Genomic DNA, 14,943 nt, shown 5'->3' with positions numbered 1-14,943 from the left:
AGTCTACAGAAAAAAGCGTGCCCTAACAGCGAGCGCCCGGTTGTCGAGATCGCGACACGAAATGGCAGGAAAACGCACGCTTCCTGCCACTTTCATCGCCTCGACCGCTTCGGCGACGCGCTGCCGTCAGGCGATCAGAGCGCCTCGAAGGCTGCCAGCACGGCGTCGCCCATCTCGCTGGTGGAAACGCGGGGGGCGCCCTCGGCGGCGATGTCGGCGGTGCGCAGGCCATCGTCGAGCACCTTGCCCACGGCGGCCTCGATGCGCTCGGCCAGCTCGGCCTCGCCCAGCGAGTAGCGCAGCATCATGGCCACCGAGAGGATGGTGGCCAGCGGATTGGCCAGGCCCTGGCCGGCGATGTCCGGTGCGCTGCCGTGGCAGGGCTCGTACATGCCCTGGCCGGATTCGTTGAGCGAGGCCGAGGGCAGCATGCCGATGGAGCCGGTAAGCATGGCGGCGGCGTCGGAGAGGATGTCACCGAACATGTTGCCGGTGACCACCACGTCGAACTGCTTTGGCGCGCGGACCAGCTGCATGGCGGCGTTGTCGACGTACATGTGCGACAGCTCGACGTCCGGGTATTCCGGCGCCAGCCGCTCCATGACCTCGCGCCACAGCATGGTGACCTCGAGCACGTTGGCCTTGTCGACGGAGCACAGCTTCTTGCCCCGCTTCTGGGCCATCTCGAAGGCGACGCGACCGATGCGCTCGATCTCGGCCTCGGAGTAGACGTAGGTGTTGTAGCCGACCCGCTGGCCGTCGCGCTCCTCGATGCCGCGGGGCTGGCCGAAGTAGATGCCGCCGGTGAGCTCGCGCACGATCATGATGTCGAGACCGGACACCAGCTCGGGCTTGAGGCTGGAGGCCTCGGCCAGCTGCGGGTAGAGCAGCGCCGGGCGCAGGTTGCCGAACAGGCCGAGCTCCTTGCGCAGGCCCAGCAGGCCCTTCTCGGGACGCTTGCTGATGTCCTCGAGCTTGTCCCACTTGGGACCGCCCACCGCGCCCAGCAGCACGGCATCGGCGGCCCGGGCCTTGGCCAGGGTACTCTCGGGCAGCGGCGAGCCCTCGAGATCGTAGGCGGTGCCGCCGACCGGCGCTTCCTCGACCTCGACGTCGAGGCCGCGGGCCTGGCAGGCGGCCAGCACGCGGCTGGCCTGGGCGGTGATTTCCGGGCCGATGCCGTCGCCCGGGAGAACCAGAATCTTGCGTGTCATCGTATCTTCCTTGCTGGGAAAGCGGAGCTGACTCGGAGGCAGGCCGCCGAGGAGGCGCTGTGAACCCATCCCTGGGCGCTACCGGCGCCATCCATGGCGCAGGACCTCCTCTCTGACCTGCCTCCGACGCTCCGCCGTCATATCTCTGAGAAACGAGCCGGTCGACAATCAGGCGAGGTGATCTCAGAAAGAGTCGCCTCAACCATGGCAAAAAACCCTCGCGCCAACTCGACCCGGCGCCCCTCGCGTTCTGTATCCCGCCTCAGGCGCCGACCTCATCGCGGAACAGCCAGGGACGCGCGGCGCGATGCTGCTGTTCGAAGGCGCGGATGGCGTCCTCGTCCTGCAGGGTGATGCCGATGTCATCGAGCCCCTCGAGCAGGCAGTGCTTGCGGAAGGCGTCGACCTCGAACTCGAGGACCTCGCCGGACGGCGTGATGATGCGCTGGGACTCGAGATCGACGTCGAGGCGATAGCCTTCCTCGGCCTCGGTCTCGCGGAACAGCCGGTCGACCTGCTCCTCGGGGAGCTTGATCAGCAGGATGCCGTTCTTGAAGGCGTTGTTGTAGAAGATGTCGGCGAAGCTCGGCGCGATCACCGCCCGGAAGCCGAAGTCGGCCAGCGCCCAGGGGGCGTGCTCGCGGGAGCTGCCGCAGCCGAAGTTCTGGCGCGCCAGCAGCACGCTGGCGCCCTTGTAGCGCGGCTGGTTGAGCACGAAGTCCGGATTCAGCGGACGCTGCGAGCAGTCCTGCCCCGGCTGGCCCTCGTCCAGATAGCGCAGTTCATCGAACAGGTTGACGCCGAAGCCGGTGCGCTGGATCGACTTCAGGAACTGCTTGGGAATGATCAGGTCGGTGTCGACGTTGGCGCGATCCAGCGGCGCGACCAGGCCCTGGAGACGTTCGAATTTCTGCATGGCTCAGGCCTCCTGCTGCTGGGTGGCGTCATTGGCGGCGCCGAGGTCGCGCACGTCGACGAAGTGGCCGGCGATGGCGGCGGCGGCGGCCATGGCCGGGCTGACCAGATGGGTACGCCCGCCGTAGCCCTGGCGACCCTCGAAGTTGCGATTGGAGGTCGAGGCACAGTGCTCGCCGGCGCCGAGCTTGTCGGCGTTCATCGCCAGGCACATGGAGCAGCCCGGCTCGCGCCATTCGAAGCCCGCCTCGCGGAAGATCGCATCGAGCCCTTCCGCCTCGGCCTGCTGCTTCACCAGGCCGGAGCCCGGCACCACCATGGCCAGCTTGATGGAATCGGCGACCTTCTTGCCGCGCGCCACCTTGGCGGCCTCGCGCAGATCCTCGATGCGGGAGTTGGTGCAGGAGCCGATGAACACCTTGTCCAGGCGGATGTCGGTGATCTTCTGCTTCGGCGACAGCCCCATGTACTCGAGCGCACGGCTGATGCCGGTGCGCGCGGTGTCGTCGGCGGCCTCGGCCGGATCCGGCACTTCGCCGCCGATGCCGGTGACCATCTCGGGGCTGGTGCCCCAGCTGACCTGCGGCTCGATGTCGGCGGCGTTCAGGGTCACCACCTTGTCGAAGTCGGCGCCTTCGTCGGACACCAGGCCGCGCCAGTCGGCCACCGCGGCCTCCCACCGCTCGGCGCTGGGCGCGTAGTGGCGGTCCTTGAGGTAATCGATGGTGGTGTCGTCCACGGCGATCAGGCCGACCCGGGCACCCGCCTCGATGGCCATGTTGCAGACCGTCATGCGGCCTTCCATGGACAGCTCGCGGATGGCGCTGCCGGCGAACTCGATGGCGTAGCCGGTGCCGCCGGCGGTGCCGATCTCGCCGATGATGGCCAGCACCACGTCCTTGGCGGTGACGCCGACGCCGAGCTCGCCCTCGACGCGCACCTGCATGTTCTTCATCTTCTGGGCCAGCAGGCACTGGGTGGCCAGCACGTGCTCGACCTCGGAGGTGCCGATGCCGTGGGCCAGCGCCGCGAAGGCGCCGTGAGTGGCGGTGTGGGAGTCGCCGCAGACCACGGTCATGCCGGGCAGGGTCGCGCCCTGCTCCGGGCCGACCACGTGCACGATGCCCTGGCGCGGGTCGTTGATGCGAAACTCCTCGATGCCGAACTCGTTGCAGTTGTCATCGAGGGTCTGGACCTGAATCAGCGACACCGGATCCTCGATACCGGCGTTGCCCTCGGCACGTTCCTTGAGAGTGGTCGGGACGTTGTGGTCCGGCGTCGCCAGGTTGGCGTCGATCCGCCACGGGCGGCGGTTCGCCAGGCGCAGACCTTCGAAGGCCTGGGGCGAGGTCACTTCGTGGAGCAGCTGGCGATCGATGTAGATCAGGGCGGTACCGTCGTCGCGCTCCTTCACCAGGTGCTGCGACCACAGCTTGTCGTAGAGGGTCTGGCCTGCCATCTCGTTCTCCCGGGCGCTGGGCCCTGTGCGTGTCCGGTCGGTCTGTGGCGCCGCCGACGATCCATGGTCTGTCTCGGTCGGGGCGCATGGCGCTATTTCTGTGCGTTGCGCTTTGGCGTGAGTGTCCCGCGACGCGCACATAAAAGCAATTCATGTTATTTATTCAAAGGATTCCATAAAGGAATACAGAGTTCCCCCTTCGCCCACAACGCTGGAGCCCGAATGGATACCCAGAGCCTGCAGGCCTTCCTCGCCGTGGCCGACGGCGGCAGCTTCTCCCGTGCCGGCGAGCAGCTGCATCTCACCCAGCCGGCGGTCAGCAAGCGCATCGCGGTGCTCGAGGATCAGGTCGGGGCGCGACTGTTCGACCGCATCGGCCGCCGGGTGACGCTGACCGAGGCCGGCCGCCTGCTGCTGCCCCGGGCCCGGCAGATCCTGGTGATGGTGGACGACAGCCGGCGTGCGCTGGGCAACCTGGACGGCCAGGTGGCAGGCAGCCTGACGCTGTCCACCAGCCATCATATCGGCCTGCACCGGCTGCCGCCGCTGCTCAAGGACTATACCCGCCAGCATCCCGAAGTTCGGCTCGACCTGCGCTTCGAGGACTCCGAGCAGGCCTACCAGGGCGTGCTCGACGGCACGCTGGAAATCGCCGTGGCCACCCTGGCACCGCATCCCGACGCCCAGCTTCAGGTGGTGCCGGTGTGGATCGACCGGCTGTGCTTCGTCTGCGCCCATGATCACCCCCTGGCCTCACGCGGCCCGCTGGCCCTGAGCGAGCTGTGCGACTTCGATGCCGTGCTGCCGGGACCGCTGACCTTCACCCGCGGGCTGATCGAGTCGCGCTTCGCCGCCGCCGGCCTGCGCCTGCCGGTGACGCTTTCCACCAACTACCTCGAGACGCTGAAGATGATGACCGCCATCGGCCTGGGCTGGAGCCTGCTGCCGGAAGGCCTCGCGGCCGGAGAGCTGCACGTGCTCGAGGTGGATCACCCGCCGATCCGGCGCCCGCTGGGCTATCTGGTGCACCGCAGCCGCACCCTCTCCAACGCCGCCCGGGCGATGCTCGATCGCCTCGAGGCCGCCCGTGAAGGCGCGGCACTGCAGTGGCCGACATAAGATGGCGGCCGGAGCAGCCAACTTGAAGGCTGCCGCTGGCCTTGCTTAGGATGCTATTTTTCCGTCGAGCTTCCGAGCAAGCCTGTCTTCTCGCCTGCCAGGACCCCGTCATGCCCGCCCAGACCGAAGCAGTGACCTCATCCGGCGTCGGCCTCCGCCATGCCCTGGCCGGCCTGGCGATTCTCGTCGGGCTGCTGTCGCGCATCGCGGGACTGGCCTGGCTGCCCGGCGCCGAGGCGCTGACCGGTCCGGCCCTGTGGCTGGGCATCGCCCTGCTGTGGCCCGACCTGTCTCGCCGCAACCGCCGTCAGGCGGGGCTGCTGGCGGGCATCGGCGTCGGCCTGCTGCTGTTCGCGGCGTTCGTCTACGGTGCCCGGGTGGACTGGCCGCACCTGCTGGACGCCAACACCCAGGTGGTAGCGATGCTGGTGGGTGTCAGCTTCATCGGCCTGATCGGCAATCGTCGCGGCCGATCGCGTCCTTCGGGGCCGCCGGTCACCGGGCGTCGCGGCCTCGCCGGCACCTGGCTCGGGGTGCACCTGCTCGGCACCATCCTCAACCTGTCGACGGTGTTCATGGTCGGCGATCGCCTGGCGCGTCGCGCGCCGCTGACCACGCCCCAGCTGCTGGCGCTCAACCGCGGGCTGTCCAGCGCCGCGCTGTGGTCGCCCTTCTTCGCCTCCATGGGCATCGTCATCACCCTGGCGCCGGGCATGGACTACGCCACCGTGCTGGCCCACGGCCTGCCGCTGGCGCTGTGTGCGGGACTGGTAACCCTGATCGAGCTGCCGCGGCGCTTCGACCTGACCGACACCGCCGGCTTCTCGATGGCGCCGAGGAGCCTGCTGCTGCCGGTGGTGATGGCCGCGCTGGTGATGGGCTTTCACTTCGGGCTGACGCCGGGGCTCTCCATCGTCGCCATCATCACCTTCCTGATGCCCGGTGCGGCGCTGGCGGCCAACCTGCCCCGTGGCCTGCACTGGACCGCCGGTCGCCTGCGCCAGCACACCCTGACCCGACTGCCGGCCATGCGCGGCGAGATCTCGCTGTTCCTGTGCGCGGGGCTGCTGACCCAGGGGCTATCGACGCTCGCCGACGCCGCCACCGAGGGCGGCTGGACGCTGTTCGCACACTTCGGCGCTCCCCAGGCGATCAGCAGCTTTCTCGCCATCGTGGTCAGCGCCGTGGCCGGGCTGCACCCGATCATCGGCGTCTCGGTGCTGGCCTCGGTGCTGGACCTGGCGGCGTCGGAGCAGACGCTGTTCGCCTTCGTCGCCCTGGCGGCCTGGGCCGTGGGCACCAGCGTCGGGCCGCTGTCGGGGATCAACCTGTCGCTGCAGGGGCGCTATGGCGTCAGCGGCGGGCTGATGATGCGAGAGAATCTGCGCTACGCGCTGATCATGGCGACGCTGGTGGTGGGAATGATCACCTGGCTGGCGTAAGGCGCGCCAGAAAGGCCTACGCTCGGTTATACGGCGTTAAAAATCGCCTCGTGCGCGAGCCCGGTCCGCCTCCTCGTTGATTTTTGCCTTGCGACCCACAGGGAGGTGGGAAGTGCGTTGCCCCGTCGGGAAGGGGGCTAGCCCTAACCTTCGCTCGCCAACTTTCTGACATCACCTTAAAACACGGGCAGAAAGAAATACCCCCTGAGCGCTGGATCGGCCTCAGGGGGCGGTGGGCTCAGTCCAGCGGCGCACGCATGAAGTAGCGGTGGCCGCACTGGTGGCAGGGCTCGAGGCGGGCCACTTCGTTCAGCTCGACCACGGCGTCGCAGTGGGTGCAGGCCATGCGCCCCGGCACGGCCATTTCACCGGCGGTATAGTCGGCCCGCGAGGCCTCGAGGTCGTCTTCCAGGCGTTCGCGTTCGACCCGGCTGCGATCGGCGATCGACAGCAGCGACTCCACCACCCGGCGCGACAGCACCGAGAGATCGACGCCCAACCAGTGGGCGACGCTGTGCCCGCCGGCGCTCAGGTAGTGGCGCATTTCCTTGAGGTCGCGATCGACCCAGGCGCGCAGCAGCGAGAGCTCATCCCGGGTGAACTCTTCCACCTCGGCCTCGAACTCGATCGCCTCGTCGAGCTCCTTCTGCAACGACTCGCGGTTCAGCTCGCCGGCGCCCTCCTGCAGCCGCTCCAGCACGCGTTCGTAGGCATCCTTGAGGCGATGGTCCTCATGGGGGTCTTGCGGTTGATCGCTCATCGCAGTTCTCCTGTCCGTGTCCTGTCCGCATCGGGGTCGCGGCGCCGCCACCATAGCCGGCGCCCGCCGTGCTGGGGTATCCTTGCGCCCCAGAGGTTCTTCCATTTAGACGATATGCCGTCGGCGAATCAATGGCTTCCCCCAATCAATGGGGCCAACCCTGACGCCGGACAAGGCCCGCTGACATGCGCCGCGCCACGCGCGCCGCGCTCGACTAGCAAGGTACCCGAAGACAGCGATGGACGCACAATACCAGCCCCGAGAAATCGAACGCGACGCCCAGCAGTACTGGGAGAAGAACGCCTGCTTCAAGGCAGTGGAAGACGCCGGCCGCGAGAAGTACTACTGCCTGTCGATGTTCCCCTACCCCAGCGGCAAGCTGCACATGGGGCATGTGCGTAACTACACCATCGGCGACGTCGTCTCCCGCTTCCAGCGCATGCAGGGCAAGAACGTCCTGCAGCCGATGGGCTGGGACGCCTTCGGCATGCCGGCCGAGAACGCGGCGATCAAGAACCAGGTGCCGCCCGGCGAGTGGACCTACCAGAACATCGACTACATGCGCGGCCAGCTCAAGGCGCTTGGCTTCGCCTACGACTGGGACCGCGAGTTCGCCACCTGCGATGCCGACTACTATCGCTGGGAACAGTGGTTCTTCACCAAGCTCGTCGAGAAGGGCCTGGTCTACAAGAAGATGTCCACGGTCAACTGGGACCCGGTCGACCAGACCGTGCTGGCCAACGAGCAGGTGATCGACGGCTGCGGCTGGCGCTCCGGCGCGCCGGTCGAGCGCAAGGACATCCCGCTGTGGTTCCTCAAGATCACCGACTACGCCGATGAGCTGTTGGCGGATCTCGACAAGGTCGACTGGCCCGAGCAGGTCAAGACCATGCAGCGCAACTGGATCGGCAAGTCCAGGGGCGTCGAGCTGGCCTTCGACGTCGCCGACCATGACGACAACGCCCTCGAGCCACTGCGCGTCTACACCACTCGCCCCGACACGCTGATGGGCGTGACCTATCTCGCCGTGGCCGCCGGGCATCCACTGGCCAAGGCCGCCGCCGAGGGCAATGCCGAGCTGGCCGACTTCCTCGAGGAGTGCGCCCACGGCGGCACCTCCGAGGCCGAGCTCGCCACCAAGGAAAAGAAGGGCATGGCCACCGGCTACCAGGCCGTGCACCCGCTCACCGGGCGTCGCGTGCCGGTCTACGTGGCCAACTTCGTGCTCATGGAGTTCGGCACCGGCGCGGTGATGGCCGTCCCCGCCCATGACCAGCGCGACTGGGAGTTCGCGACCAAGTACGCGCTGCCCATCGAGCCGGTCATCGCCGACGACAACGGCCAGACACCGGACCTCAGCCAGGGCGCCTTTGATGAGCACGGCGTGCTGATCAACTCCGGCGAGTTCGACGGCCTCGACTTCCAGGCGGCCTTCGACGCCATCGCCGCCCGCCTGGCCGAGCAAGGCCACGGCGAGGTCAAGACCAACTTCCGCCTGCGCGACTGGGGCGTGGCCCGCCAGCGCTACTGGGGCGCGCCGATCCCGGTCAAGTACGGCCCCGAGGGCCAGACCGTGCCGCTCACCGACGACGAGCTGCCGGTCGCCCTGCCGCTGGAAGTCACCGTCGACGCCTCCGGCTCGCCGCTCAAGAAGATGCCCGAGTTCAGCGATCTGGGCGACGGCTGGGTGCGCGAGACCGATACCTTCGACACCTTCATGGAGTCCTCCTGGTACTACGCGCGCTTCGCCTGCGCCGACAACCCGGAGGCCATGCTCGACGAGCGCGCCAACTACTGGCTGCCGGTGGACCTCTACATCGGCGGCATCGAGCACGCCATCCTGCACCTGCTCTACGCGCGCTTCTTCCACAAGCTGATGCGCGACTTCGGCCTGGTCGAGTCCGACGAGCCGTTCCAGCGCCTGCTGACCCAGGGCATGGTGATCGCCGAGACCTTCTATCGCCCCGAGGCCAATGGCGGCAAGGAGTGGTTCAACCCGGCCGACGTCAGCGTCCAGCGCGACGACAAGGGACGGCCGCTGAGCGCCGTGCTCGAGGAAGACGGCCAGCCGGTGGAGATGGGCGGCATCGAGAAGATGTCCAAGTCCAAGAACAACGGCGTCGATCCCCAGGCGATGATCGACCGCTTCGGTGCCGACACCGTGCGCCTGTTCATGATGTTCGCCGCGCCGCCCGAGCAGTCCCTCGAGTGGTCCGACTCCGGCGTCGAGGGCGCCCATCGCTTCCTCAAGCGCCTGTGGCGAATGGTGGCCGAGCATGTCGAGGCCGGCACCCCGGGCGAGCTCGACGTCGACGCCCTGAACGACGATCAGCGCGAGCTGCGTCGCAAGACCCACGAAACTATCCAGAAAGCCAGCGACGACATCGGCCGACGCACCACCTTCAACACCGCCATCGCCGCGGTGATGGAGCTGACCAATGCGATCGGCAAGTTCGAGGATGAAAGCCCGCTCGGCCTGGCCGTGTCCCGCGAGGCCGTCGAGGACTGCGTGCTGCTGCTGGCGCCGATCACCCCCCACGCCTGCCATGCGCTGTGGGCCGAGCTGGGCCATGACGAGCCGGCCATCGACGCCCGCTGGCCGACCGTCGACGCGTCCGCCCTGGCCCGGGACACCATCGAGCTGGTGGTGCAGGTCAACGGCAAGCTGCGCGCTCGTCTCGAGGTGCCGGCCGAGGCCGACAAGGCCGCCATCGAGGCCCAGGCCATGGCCGCCGAGAACGTCCAGCGCCACCTCGAGGGCAAGACGGTGCGCAAGGTGATCGTGGTCCCGGGCAAGCTGGTCAACATCGTCGTCGGCTGAGCCGACCGCCGGCCAAGGAGAGAGCCAAATGCAACGGCGTGACTTCCTGCGCTTCACCCTGGCCGGCGCCGCCGGCCTCACCCTCGGCGGCTGCGGCTTCCGGCTGCGCGGCTTCGACGAGCCGGCCCTGGACCTGGAGGCGCTGGCCGTGGCCGGCGCCTCCGGCGAGTTCTCGCGCCAGGTCACCCGGCGGCTCGAGTCCGCCGGCGTGGCGGTCCGCGACGACGCGCCGATGGTGCTCAACCTCGGCGCCGAGCGCATCGAGGAACAGCGCCTGGGCGTGCTCAGCAGCGGCAGCCAGGAGCGCGAGCTGACCCTGAGCGTGCCCTTCTCGGTCCAGCGCCGTCGCGACGGCGCCTACCGGCTCGACCAGCAGGTCGTGGAGGTCAGCGAGCGCTATTCGATCAGCGACAGCAACCTGCTGGTCGGCGACGAGCTGCGTGAAGCGGCCTCCGAGCGGCTGCGTCGGGAAGGCGTCCGGCGGCTGATGGATCGCCTGCGCGCCCTGTCACCGAACTGAGGTCGTCGTGAAGGTCTTTCCCGACAAGCTCGAGCCGGCGCTGGCCAAATCGCTGCCGCCGGTGGTGATCGTCGCCGGCGACGAGCCCCTCCAGCACCGCGAGGCCTGTGACGCCGTGCGGGCCTCGGCGCGCCAGGCGGGTATCGAAGAACGCGAGGTGCTCCACGTCGAGGCCAACTTCGCCTGGGGGCGGCTGACCGAGGCGTCCGCCAGCCTGTCGCTGTTCGCCTCGCGCAAGCTCATCGAACTGCGCCTGGGCAACGGCAAGCCCGGCCAGGAAGGCGCCAAGGAGCTGCGCGAGTACGCCGAGGGCATGGCCGACAGCGACAACGTGCTGCTGGTGGCGGCCGGCAAGCTCGACTACCGCGAGCAGAAGAGCGCCTGGTTCAAGGCGCTCGACAAGGCCGGCCTGTTCGTCCCGGTGTGGCCGGTGGACGTCTCGCGTCTGCACTTCTGGCTGCGCGATCGCGCTTCGCACCACGGCCTGAACCTCGATCTCGATGCCGCCCGCCTGCTCGGCGAGCGCACCGAGGGCAACCTGCTGGCCGCCGACCAGGAGCTGCAGAAGCTGGCCCTGCTCTCGCCGCCCGGCGCCCGCATCGCTCCCCAGCAGGTCGCCGGTGGCGTGGAGGACAGCGCGCGCTTCGACGTCTTCACGCTGATGGACGCCTGCCTCAAGGGCGAGCGGGCACGGGTCTCGCGGATCATGACCGGCCTGCGCGGCGAGGGCGTCGAGCCACCGATCGTGCTGTGGGCGCTGACCCGAGAGCTGCGGCTGCTGCTGTCGTTGCATCAGCATCTCGATCAGGGCCAGAGCCTGGAGCACGCCTGCAAGGCACAGAAGCCGCCGATCTTCGACAAGCGCCGCCCTGCCTACCAGCAGGCCTTGAAACGCCTGCCCATGAAGCGCCTGCACAAGCTGCTGCTGTTCGCCCAGCGCCTGGATCTGGCGATCAAGGGCGCCGGCACCATCCCGCTGTGGGAAGGCCTGCACGACCTGGCCCTGACGCTCGCCGGCGGTCGCGGCCTGCTGGCCGAGTCGCCTCACTCCTACCGCGTCGGTTGAATCGACAGGGCACGGTCTCCACGCCCACAGGCACCAGGCTTCGGGGTATGATAATCGGCATCCCCTTGTTGAGGCATTGCACGATGTTCCCACGACGCCTGATGCTCTCCACCCTGATCGCCGCCGCCCTCTGCCCCGCCGTCGCGTCGGCGGCAGAACCGATCCTGGACATCCGCACCGGTACCGAGACGCGCCAGCTGACCCTCGAGGAGATCGAGCGAAGCGACGCCGGCCAGGTGACGATGCGCCACTTCGAAGGCCCCGAAGGCACCTTCAGCGGCGTCTGGCTGGATGACTTCCTCGAGGACCAGCAGCTCGACGAGGCCTCGCGGCTGCGCTTCATCGCCCTGGACGACTACACCAGCTTCCTCACGCCTGCCGATCGCGAGGCGCGGCGTTTCCTGCTGGCCACGCGTCTGGACGGCGATCCCCTCACGCCGGAGGAGCTGGGGCCGCTGATGCTGATCGTACCGGCGGATGCCGAGGCGACACTGACCGGTGAAGCGCCGATGAGCCAGTGGATCTGGGCCATCGGCGAAATCCAGGCGCGGTGACCCCGGCTCCCGGCCTGCGCTCCGGCCTGCTGGCGGGCTTCTGCCTGCTGGCGGCGCTCGGCGCCATCGTGGCAGGCGCCTTCAGCCTCCAGGCCGGTCGCCACCTTGGGGCCGACTACTCGGCCCTGGCCGGCGACCTGGTGCGCGCCCAGGAAGACACCGCCGAGCTTCGGCTCGAGCTGAACGCCTTGCGCAACCACCCCCACCATCGCTGGCATCTGACGCGGATCGCCAGCCTGGTGGCGCGCGTCCCCGAGCGGATCGGCACCATCCGCCAGGGCCTCTCGCGCAGCGAGATCGGCGAGGCGCGCTATGCGCCCATGCTCGCCGAACTCTCGCAGGCGGAAACCCTGTACCAACGGCTGGCATCGGTGATCGCTGCGCCGGACGGTGGCACCGACATGGATGTCCCGCAGCTTCATCGCCTGGGGCACGAGCTGGAGAGCACGCTCGCCTGGACCTACAGCAGCCTGCTGGAGGATGTTCACCGTGCCGCCGCCGATCAGCAGCGACTGATGAAATGGCTGAGTCTGGCGGTGGTCCTGCTGGTCATCCTGGTGCTGCTGGTGGCCGCCGCCTTGATGCTGGCGCTGGCACGCATCCATCGCCAGTGGCGGTCGCTGCGCGAACTGAGCGTCACCGATGAGCTCACCCGGCTCGCCAATCGCCGCCGCCTGTGGGAGGTCGCGGAACGCTATCTCGAGCTCAACCGGCGCGACGGCGGCGAGCTGAGCCTGCTGCTGATCGATCTCGACCACTTCAAGCGGTTCAACGACCGCTACGGCCACCCGGCCGGCGATGCGGTGCTGCAGGCCGTGGCGGCCGAGTTCGCCCGCCTGGGGCGGGAATCGGATCTGGTGGCACGACTGGGCGGCGAGGAGTTCGCCGTGCTGATGCCGAACACCGGCCTGGAGGGCGCCCGACAACTGGGCGAACGGCTGCGCGAGGCCACGGCCGGCCTGCCCCTGCCCGGCCAGGCCGGCGAGCAACGGCTGACCATCAGCCTGGGCCTGGCCACGACCCGAGGCGGCGGGGACACGCTGGCTCAGCTCTACTCGCGCGCCGACAGGGGCCTCTACCGTGCCAAGCAGAACGGACGCAACCGGTTGGAAATCAACGCCCAAGCGTGAAACCGGCCGCCCTTATCCCCTATACTGTCCCCGCATCGCCGCCGGCATGGCGCAAGGACGCCCATGTGGAGCGACACCGAGCCGGACCATCCCGATACACAAGGAATGCCAGCATGAAACGACTCACCCGACTCTTAAGCCCGCTCCTGATCCTCGCCCTGGTGCTCGGCAGCCTGCCGGCCGTGGCCGCCGTGCCTGCCGCCGACCAGGGGCTGGTCGGCACCACCTCGGTGCTCGACGCCCAGGCCAGCCAGCAGGATCGCGACAAGATCCGCCGGGTCCTGGCCCGCGAGGACGTGCAGCAGCAGCTGCTGCTCCAGGGCGTCTCCCCGGCCGAGGTGGAAAACCGCGTGGCCGCCCTGTCCGATGCCGAGGCCCGCGAGATGGCAGACCGCCTCGACCAGATGCCCGCCGGCGCCGGCGTGGTCGGTGCCCTGTTCGCGGTCTTCATCATCCTGCTGGTGACCGACATCCTCGGCCTCACCGACGTCTACCCGTTCACCCGCTAAGCCGGGAGTTCCCCATGACCGGCCTATCCACTACAGCCGGACGCAAGAACGCCCGCCCCGCGGGCGTTCTTGCGTTGGTGATGACGCTTCTGCTGCTGACGGGCTGCGCCACCACCCCGTCGCTTTCCCCCGCCACCCGCCAGGCACTGCCGTCGATGGCAATCAACGAGGCGGTGCCCTTCCACGGCCAGCGCGACTACCAGTGCGGCCCGGCCTCGCTGGCCATGGCCCTCGAGGCCACCGGCCTCGACGTGAGCGTGAACGAGCTGATCCCCCAGGTCTTCCTGCCCGGCCGCGACGGCAGCGTACAGCCGGAGATGCTGGCCACGGTGCGCCGCCACGGGCTGATTCCCTTTCGCCTCGACGGAGGCTTCGCGGGCCTGCTCGATGAGCTCGCCGCCGGCCATCCGGTGGTGGTGATGCAGAACCTGTCACTACCGGCCTGGCCCCAGTGGCACTATGCCGTCGCCATCGGCTACGACCTGCCGGCCGAGGAGCTGGTGCTGCATACCGGCATGACACCGGAGCGCGCCATCGACTTCGGCCGTTTCGATGCCACCTGGGCACGCAGCGACCGCTGGGCCTTCGTCGCCCTGCCGCCCGGCGAACTGCCGGCCGATGCCGGAGTCGAGAATGCCACACAGGCCATCGCCGATTTCGAGACCCTGAACGGGAGCGAGGACGCCCTGCCCGCCTGGCAGGCCCTGGCCGAGCGCCATCCCAAGGCCGCCACGGTGCGCTTCGCTCTGGGTAACGCGCGACACGCCACCGGCGACGCCGACGGCGCCATGAGGGCTTTTCAGGCCGCGGTCGACGCGGACCCGGAGCTCGCGCCGGCCTGGCTGAACCTGGGCATCGTCGCCACCGATCAGGGGCGCCTCGACACCGCCCGGACGGCCCTGTCTCGTGCCGCGACACTGCCCGGCCCCTGGCAGGCACGCGCCCGACAGGAACGTCAGGCGCTGGAGACGGAGAGTGACGCATGAGCGCGGATATCGTCCTCAAACGGATCTACCAGGCACCCGAGCCCGACGACGGCGCCAGGGTATTGGTCGACAGGCTGTGGCCGCGTGGCAAGCGCCGCGAGTCGCTGGCGCTGGCCGACTGGTATCGCGATGCCTCGCCCTCGCCCACCCTGCGGCGCCAGTTCCACGAGGGAGAGATCAGCGATGCCGTGTTCGCGGTACGCTATCGCGGCGAACTGCGCGACCATCCTGACGTCCTCGTGCCACTCATGCGCCACGCCAGGGCCGGACGCCTGACGCTGCTCACGGCCGTCCGTGAGCTGGACGACTCCTATCTGACAATCCTGCGCGATGCGCTGCTGAGGGCACTGGAGGAAGAGGATGCCCTGGATCGAGAGCCCAGCTCACCGCCGTGTTACGGGTACCAGGATCGCGAGCCACCCGCCGATGCCTGATCTCAACGACTTAC

General features: G+C 68.7%; 14 protein-coding genes. 10 read left to right on the top strand and 4 right to left on the bottom strand.

All coding sequences use genetic code 11. From position 1 onward, the window contains the following. Positions 1-134: 134 nt before the first annotated feature. From leuB to leuC, 3 genes are all read right to left on the bottom strand, one after another. Positions 135-1,214, bottom strand: a complete 1,080-nt coding sequence (gene leuB, locus QWG60_RS07180; protein WP_146908203.1) for a 3-isopropylmalate dehydrogenase — start codon at positions 1,212-1,214, stop codon at positions 135-137. A gap of 262 nt (positions 1,215-1,476) precedes the next feature. Beyond that, positions 1,477-2,130: a 3-isopropylmalate dehydratase small subunit gene (leuD, locus tag QWG60_RS07175; RefSeq protein ID WP_046080218.1), complete on the bottom strand. Its 654-nt coding sequence runs from the start codon at positions 2,128-2,130 to the stop codon at positions 1,477-1,479. Positions 2,131-2,133: 3 nt separating this feature from the next. Next, complete coding sequence (leuC, locus tag QWG60_RS07170; protein ID WP_146908200.1) at positions 2,134-3,588, bottom strand: 3-isopropylmalate dehydratase large subunit; 1,455 nt, start codon at positions 3,586-3,588, stop codon at positions 2,134-2,136. 222 nt (positions 3,589-3,810) lie between these two features. Between leuC and QWG60_RS07165 the strand changes: the two genes are divergently transcribed. Both QWG60_RS07165 and QWG60_RS07160 read left to right on the top strand, forming a co-directional pair. After that, positions 3,811-4,707, top strand: coding sequence for a LysR family transcriptional regulator (locus tag QWG60_RS07165; protein WP_146908198.1), 897 nt, complete (start codon positions 3,811-3,813; stop codon positions 4,705-4,707). Positions 4,708-4,817: 110 nt separating this feature from the next. After that, positions 4,818-6,149 carry a hypothetical protein gene (locus QWG60_RS07160; protein ID WP_146908196.1) on the top strand — a complete coding sequence of 444 codons (1,332 nt, stop codon included), beginning with the start codon at positions 4,818-4,820 and terminating at the stop codon, positions 6,147-6,149. Positions 6,150-6,387: 238 nt separating this feature from the next. On the opposite strand, the gene QWG60_RS07155 is transcribed toward QWG60_RS07160, so the two are convergent. Then, the gene (locus QWG60_RS07155; RefSeq protein WP_035596095.1) at positions 6,388-6,909 is read right to left on the bottom strand and encodes a zinc ribbon-containing protein; all 522 of its coding nucleotides are present in this window, start codon (positions 6,907-6,909) and stop codon (positions 6,388-6,390) included. 238 nt (positions 6,910-7,147) lie between these two features. Between QWG60_RS07155 and leuS the strand changes: the two genes are divergently transcribed. The 8 genes from leuS to QWG60_RS07115 all read left to right on the top strand — a co-directional run bounded on the left by leuS (position 7,148) and on the right by QWG60_RS07115 (position 14,929). Then, complete coding sequence (gene leuS / locus QWG60_RS07150; RefSeq protein WP_146908194.1) at positions 7,148-9,730, top strand: leucine--tRNA ligase; 2,583 nt, start codon at positions 7,148-7,150, stop codon at positions 9,728-9,730. Positions 9,731-9,758: 28 nt separating this feature from the next. Next, positions 9,759-10,250, top strand: coding sequence for an LPS-assembly lipoprotein LptE (locus QWG60_RS07145; protein WP_035596101.1), 492 nt, complete (start codon positions 9,759-9,761; stop codon positions 10,248-10,250). Between the two features lie 7 nt (positions 10,251-10,257). After that, a complete protein-coding gene (gene holA / locus QWG60_RS07140) occupies positions 10,258-11,316 on the top strand; it encodes a DNA polymerase III subunit delta (protein WP_146907985.1) in 1,059 nt (352 codons plus the stop codon). A gap of 83 nt (positions 11,317-11,399) precedes the next feature. Further along, positions 11,400-11,870: a molybdopterin-dependent oxidoreductase gene (locus tag QWG60_RS07135; RefSeq protein ID WP_146907983.1), complete on the top strand. Its 471-nt coding sequence runs from the start codon at positions 11,400-11,402 to the stop codon at positions 11,868-11,870. Then, complete coding sequence (locus QWG60_RS07130; RefSeq protein WP_146907981.1) at positions 11,867-13,000, top strand: GGDEF domain-containing protein; 1,134 nt, start codon at positions 11,867-11,869, stop codon at positions 12,998-13,000. Before QWG60_RS07135 ends, QWG60_RS07130 begins: the two co-directional genes overlap by 4 nt. A gap of 113 nt (positions 13,001-13,113) precedes the next feature. Then, on the top strand, positions 13,114-13,509 hold the full coding sequence (locus tag QWG60_RS07125; protein ID WP_046080212.1) for a PA2779 family protein: 396 nt from the start codon (positions 13,114-13,116) through the stop codon (positions 13,507-13,509). 80 nt (positions 13,510-13,589) lie between these two features. Then, complete coding sequence (locus tag QWG60_RS07120) at positions 13,590-14,495, top strand: PA2778 family cysteine peptidase (RefSeq protein ID WP_290130936.1); 906 nt, start codon at positions 13,590-13,592, stop codon at positions 14,493-14,495. Continuing rightward, positions 14,492-14,929, top strand: coding sequence for a DUF488 domain-containing protein (locus QWG60_RS07115; RefSeq protein ID WP_146907978.1), 438 nt, complete (start codon positions 14,492-14,494; stop codon positions 14,927-14,929). The genes QWG60_RS07120 and QWG60_RS07115 overlap by 4 nt, the downstream gene beginning before the upstream one ends. Positions 14,930-14,943: the final 14 nt, after the last annotated feature.

The organism is Halomonas halophila, from assembly GCF_030406665.1.
Classification (GTDB): domain Bacteria; phylum Pseudomonadota; class Gammaproteobacteria; order Pseudomonadales; family Halomonadaceae; genus Halomonas; species Halomonas halophila.
This window is presented reverse-complemented; position numbering and strand designations above follow the sequence as displayed.

Bases quoted from the DNA above. Each gene is read 5' to 3' on its own strand.
- QWG60_RS07135 (WP_146907983.1), top strand. From the start codon at position 11,400: ATGTTCCCACGACGCCTGATGCTCTCCACCCTGATCGCCGCCGCCCTC.
- QWG60_RS07165 (WP_146908198.1), top strand. From the start codon at position 3,811: ATGGATACCCAGAGCCTGCAGGCCTTCCTCGCCGTGGCCGACGGCGGC.
- leuD (WP_046080218.1), bottom strand. From the start codon at position 2,130: ATGCAGAAATTCGAACGTCTCCAGGGCCTGGTCGCGCCGCTGGATCGC.
- QWG60_RS07125 (WP_046080212.1), top strand. From the start codon at position 13,114: ATGAAACGACTCACCCGACTCTTAAGCCCGCTCCTGATCCTCGCCCTG.
- QWG60_RS07115 (WP_146907978.1), top strand. From the start codon at position 14,492: ATGAGCGCGGATATCGTCCTCAAACGGATCTACCAGGCACCCGAGCCC.
- leuC (WP_146908200.1), bottom strand. From the start codon at position 3,588: ATGGCAGGCCAGACCCTCTACGACAAGCTGTGGTCGCAGCACCTGGTG.
- QWG60_RS07155 (WP_035596095.1), bottom strand. From the start codon at position 6,909: ATGAGCGATCAACCGCAAGACCCCCATGAGGACCATCGCCTCAAGGAT.
- leuS (WP_146908194.1), top strand. From the start codon at position 7,148: ATGGACGCACAATACCAGCCCCGAGAAATCGAACGCGACGCCCAGCAG.
- QWG60_RS07120 (WP_290130936.1), top strand. From the start codon at position 13,590: ATGACGCTTCTGCTGCTGACGGGCTGCGCCACCACCCCGTCGCTTTCC.
- QWG60_RS07160 (WP_146908196.1), top strand. From the start codon at position 4,818: ATGCCCGCCCAGACCGAAGCAGTGACCTCATCCGGCGTCGGCCTCCGC.
- leuB (WP_146908203.1), bottom strand. From the start codon at position 1,214: ATGACACGCAAGATTCTGGTTCTCCCGGGCGACGGCATCGGCCCGGAA.
- QWG60_RS07145 (WP_035596101.1), top strand. From the start codon at position 9,759: ATGCAACGGCGTGACTTCCTGCGCTTCACCCTGGCCGGCGCCGCCGGC.